Origin of the sequence: Flavobacterium fluviatile, from assembly GCF_010645065.1 — a bacterium.
Classification (GTDB): Bacteria; Bacteroidota; Bacteroidia; order Flavobacteriales; family Flavobacteriaceae; genus Flavobacterium; species Flavobacterium fluviatile.
Map to the genome: position 1 here is coordinate 1 of NZ_JAADZW010000048.1, position 5,390 is coordinate 5,390.

Here is a 5,390-nt window from a genome sequence, read left to right on the forward strand (position 1 = left end):
TATATTTGAAAAAAGGCTCCGATTATAAAAACCGAAGCCTAAACTTTTCAACTTACACACTTTTTGGGATAGTGTCAGTTTTACCATTCTTTCCAAGCTCCTGTTCTAATAAATTCAAGGTATTTTTGATATTGTTCGATGGTTGATATTTCATTTTCGTAATTGTCAAGTAATCCCCGTATTTCAAGTATGCTTTTAATTCTTTCGGACAATTCGTCGTCTGACTGTACATCTCTTTTGTTAACTCTGTCAACAATTTGTTCGTATTTCCTTTCAAATTCGCTTCCAAGTTCATTCTCAACTTCGGCTTTGAGTTTTCTATACTCTCCATCTTTAGATTGAATTGCTTCGCTAAGTTTTTCAAACCGTTCTCGTTCTTTGTCTTCAAGCTCTCTAAATTCTCGTTCAAGATTTTTTTCTTCTCTCTCAAAATCTCCCGCAAATCTTGATTCTTCTCGTAAATCAATGTCCAAATAGCTCTGTTGTCTGTTAATGCTTTTTTGCTCGTCATCAATTCTTGTTTCTTCAAATCCAAATTCTCTTCTAATTTCTTCTTCAGAGTTTCCAACTCGGTATCTAAGCTTAATTTCCCTGTCAGTATTTGCTTCTTCTTCTGTAATATCTTCTCTACGTTTAATATATCTTCTTTCCAAACCTGAGTAGTTTTCTTCAAATGCAGTTTGTTGTTGTTCAAAGTCTCGAAATCCTTGTTCAACTTCTTCTTCTTTGTCTCTAATACTTGAATATACTTCATCCTCAAATCCTCTTTCCAGTTCGTCCAGTCTTTCTCTATTTCTCTTTGTGTTTGTCTTAACTCTTGATAATTCAGATTCAAATTGTTGTTCAATTCTTCTGTATTGTTGAGTTCCCAAACTGATTTTAATTGACCGTATAAGATTGCTAATTTGGTTTGTTCTACAGACGGCAGATTCTGCAAAAAACTTTCTTTGGAGTTCATCAATTGATGATAATTCCTCTCTATCTCCTTTGGAAACTTGAATGTAGTTAGTGCGTTCTTGGACATAATTATAAACCCATTTAGTATTATTTGTTGTGAGTAAGCTTTTTGCAATATTTTCTTCTGAATCTTTTGGTATAATAATTTGTATTGTATTTATTCCTAGTCTTTTCAGTTTAACCTTTTTTTCATCATCTAATTTATGGGTTAATACAATTTCAATTAATAAAACAGGATCATCTTTAGAATTAAAGAAAGTTAAGTCGGGTCGTATCAAAAGATTTTTATTTTCTAAATCTGGATTTTTCCCGTGGACTACATTGCCTTCATCATCTTCATAAAAAGTCAGTTCGGCTCTTACATGATGTGCTTCAATAAATTGTGCTTCTTCCAGAAGAACAGCTTTCTTTCCATCCGGAGAATACGAATAAAGATTAGGAACTTTTATGCGTTTTGTAAATTGAAGTATTTCTATTGCAAGTTTATGTCTGTAGTCTTGGTTGCTAAAAGTACATTTTCTTTCATTGTCAACTCCTTTTGCCGAGTGTCTAAAATAAGATTTATGATAGATATTTTTTTGCTTTACTGCATCCATTTCTTCTTTACACCCTAAGCACCAATAACCCTTTCTTCCGCTTAATGCATCACCAATGTAAACAACTTCATCTTCGATGTTTTTGGCATATTCATTTTCTTCTTTTGGGTTCAGTTTAGACATTTACAATTTTAATTATTGGCTATTCATATATTTAACAATGTATATTTTATCAATTTGGGATTGAAAGAAAACAAAATTAAAAAAAGCATCTACTTAAGTTTTGTACTAATCCATTAGTTATACGTAGTATATAAATGGCTAACGTAAACATGTACATTCTCAAAAATTCAGATGCTTTACCTTCGGTTTTCTATTATCTGTATAGATTTCAATTTACCTCCTGTGCCAATATAGAATCTTTATTAAAGTATGTTTTACGGATTTCCATAATTATTAAAAATAGTCTATATTGTAATTAATAAAGCACGTAAAAATACTTGATTTTAACTCAATCGAAAGTAATAAATTATTTTGTGTAATTTCCGATTTTGTCATAGGAACATTCAATTATCTACTTACTTTATGAAGATTATTACATGATAATTGCAATTGCATCTTAAAATGTATATTGGAAAATCTTTAACTTTTTTAGAAGTCTTTGAGAGATTAGAATATTTATAAGGCGCTTATAAAGCGCCTTCATCAGCAAAGGAATAATAAGATTCGGGAGTTATAATTAATGAATCCAGTAATGTAATATCAAGAAGTCTTCCAGCTTCTTTTACTTTTCGAGTTATCTGTTTATCGGCTTCAGAGGCTGTAAGGTTTCCTGATGGATGATTATGAATCATCATAAGTGATGTAGCATTTGCTTTAAGAGCTGCGGAAAATATTAATCTAAGATCGACAACAGTTCCCGCAATTCCTCCAGAAGAGATTTCGTAAATTCCAAGTGCCTTGTGAGCTTGATTCAAAAGTAATACTTTGAACTGCTCGAAGAATTCTATTTTATTGTGATCCCAAGCTGAAAGAACAAGTTTATATGCATCTTTAGAAGATTTGATTTGTGGTCTTTCAGAGTTTTTTATTTTTGTTTTATAGATCAGTTCAATTTCAGATACAGTCTGCCAGTTTCGATTTAAAGTTTCCATAATTTCTATATTTTAAATTAATTATGGAACATTCACCGGGAATCCCGCTAGCAAGCGCAAAAAGCAACGCAATAAAGCAGGATTTTTTTTTCCTGCATTTATGGGGGAATTTTTTGCTAGCGCCCGCAGGGGATTCTCGAACTTTGTGACGAAATTAATTAAGATATAAGAATAATAACAATCCTCTTGGTTTTAGCATCTTAAAAAACAAAAATTAATAAGGTTCTGTCACATTTATTAATGAAAGCATGAAAGAGTAAAGCATTGTTGATTTTGACGATAGAATTCATCCTTTTATTAGAAGACGATTAAAAATTAAACGAAATCTAAAATGCATATTTAAATTGTTTTACTATCGTACTTCAATTTGTAATATTATGTATCGGTTGAATCAAAGTTTGTTTATTTCGTTCTCATTTTTTATGTTAGAAAGCGTAACTGGTTGCGTTATATAAAGATTTTTAATGGAAGTAATATACATACATGTATTAAGTAATTAAAATTCTGAGTAATAAGAATTATCTATATATTTGGTTAATCTAATATGATGTTTGTCATACATGTCTAACCAAAAGACTGTGGCTTTTGTATGATTTTGTCGTACATAAATATAAGTCATTCCCAAAACACTAAATAATAATAAGTGAAAGAAATAAATACTTTAGAAGAATTCAAGAATAACACACAAAACAGAAACGATGGTTTCACCGATTTACGATTAAACAATTGCACAATTAATGTTGAAGTAATAATTTATTATCCTTTAGGTGTTATATTAGTTGATAATTGTATTTTTAATAGGACAGTAAAGATTAATCAAGATATTGGTGATAATGCAAATTTTAGTAATTGCAAATTTAAATCTGATGTAAACTTTAGCAATTGTAAGTTTATTAAAAAAGTAAGGTTTTATTCATCTCATTTTGAAGGAAAAGTTGAGTTCAGAAATACAGTTTTCAATGATTTAGCAGATTTTTGGGGAGTTATTTTTTTTCAGAAGACTATTTTTTATAAAACGGACTTTCTTAAAACAACTGTTTTTTCAACAACTGTATTTAAAGAAAATGTATTGTTTACATATTCTTTAATAGAAAAATTAATAATTTTCAGAGGCACAAAGTTTAACAAAGGACTAGATTTATCAGTTGCTATTATTAGTGGAACCATTAGTCCTTTTGATATTACAATAGCAAATTTTAAATGTAATCCTGACACGCAAGACGAAAAAATTTATGAAAATTATGTTTCAAGTGAAGGTATTATTGTAGAAAAAAACAAGCGAGAAACATTCAGAATTTTAAAAAAGCATTTTATTGACCAAAGTAATTCTATAGATTACTTGAAATATTCGAATTTTGAACAAGAAACATATTATCATCAATTAAAGAAAAAAGTATTTCGTAAGAATCCTGAAAAGGATTCAATTCAAAATTTTATAATCCTGATTTTAAATTATATTTCAAACAATCACGGCAAATCATATTTAAGAGCAATTTTATTCACTTTTTCAATCGGATTTGTTTTTTTTTATTTTTCCCTTATAGCAACAGAAAACTATTATTTTAGTTTTCAGAATATGACAAAGAAGCATTTTTTGAAAGTATAAAATATTACTTTAATTTTATGACTCCTACTCACAAAATAGAATACTTAGAAAATGAAAAGCCAAAAACCTTTTTTTATACATGGGATTTTTTTGGCAGAGCATTTGTTTCATATGGTATCTTTCAAACAATACAAGCATTTAGAAAATTCAAAACATAACCTCTGCATATCAGCTATTATAACGGATTTGGGCAATTGGCTTAATGAAAGTTGGATTTGTATTTGGGGTCATTACGCAAATCAAAAGAATGGTTTCAATTTAGCGCCAACCTACTGTAGTCGCAGAACGTCAGGCTGTGAAAAAACCTCCTTTCTAATCAAAACTTCTAAATTTCAAGGCACTACGATTCCAAATAAAGCCGTACACTGAACCACTTTTTTAGGCTGCCAATTTCTCGGGATAAAAATTAGTTGGTGTATTTAGCTTTAAATAACCGGTTTTTAGCAAAAACAAGACTTTTGCCTTGTAGGGTGAGTTCCATTTTTGGAATTTTGCAATAAGTTCGGGAACGCCCAGTATATTAATACTGCGTTTAATGTTATAGACTAACATAATCAAACTATGTTCTCCGTTTACTTTTTCCAATCCCGTTAAGTTGGTGTGGTTGTAACCCCATTGTCGTTTTATAGTACCAAAGATATGCTCGTTGATTTCCTGCCTCTTGCGATAGAGTTGTGCATTAGCGTGATAGCGTTTATTATTTTCTTCTACGGCATCGGCATATTGGCTACGGTCGATTTCTCTGCCACCAGCTCTACTGGTACATAAATGTTTTACGGGACATTCTCTGCATTTAGGTGTTCGATATTTTTTAAAATTATAGCTATCTCTATCTGTAGTTTTCTTATGCCAACTGCCCGTAGTTTTTAGTATTTCGCCTTGTGGACAAGTATAAGTATCGGTAGTTTTATCGTATTGAAATCGGACGACCAGATAATCCTTAGTTGTACCTTTTTCATTACTTTTTCCCTGCTCAGGTTGTGCTACAATGGTAGTGATGTTGGCTTGTTTGCATATTTCTATTTGTTTACCGTTATGATAGCCTTTATCCACCAAAGCCGTAAAATTTTCAAGTGATAAATTCTCTTTGGCTTCAAGGGCAATTGCAGACAAAGCACTACGATCGTTACGGTTGAT

General features: G+C 30.6%; 4 protein-coding genes. 1 reads left to right on the forward strand and 3 read right to left on the reverse strand.

The features are described 5' to 3' along the window. Positions 1-80: 80 nt before the first annotated feature. A complete protein-coding gene (locus GXM17_RS20970; protein ID WP_163401474.1) occupies positions 81-1,676 on the reverse strand; it encodes a coiled-coil domain-containing protein in 1,596 nt (531 codons plus the stop codon). A gap of 506 nt (positions 1,677-2,182) precedes the next feature. Beyond that, the gene (locus GXM17_RS20975; RefSeq protein ID WP_163401475.1) at positions 2,183-2,647 is read right to left on the reverse strand and encodes a JAB domain-containing protein; all 465 of its coding nucleotides are present in this window, start codon (positions 2,645-2,647) and stop codon (positions 2,183-2,185) included. 643 nt (positions 2,648-3,290) lie between these two features. Here GXM17_RS20975 and GXM17_RS20980 point away from each other — a divergent pair. After that, on the forward strand, positions 3,291-4,253 hold the full coding sequence (locus GXM17_RS20980) for a pentapeptide repeat-containing protein (protein ID WP_163401476.1): 963 nt from the start codon (positions 3,291-3,293) through the stop codon (positions 4,251-4,253). A 378-nt stretch (positions 4,254-4,631) separates the two neighbouring features. On the opposite strand, the gene GXM17_RS20985 is transcribed toward GXM17_RS20980, so the two are convergent. Further along, positions 4,632-5,390: transposase (locus GXM17_RS20985; protein WP_244307456.1), on the reverse strand; the 759-nt coding region annotated here is incomplete at its 5' end.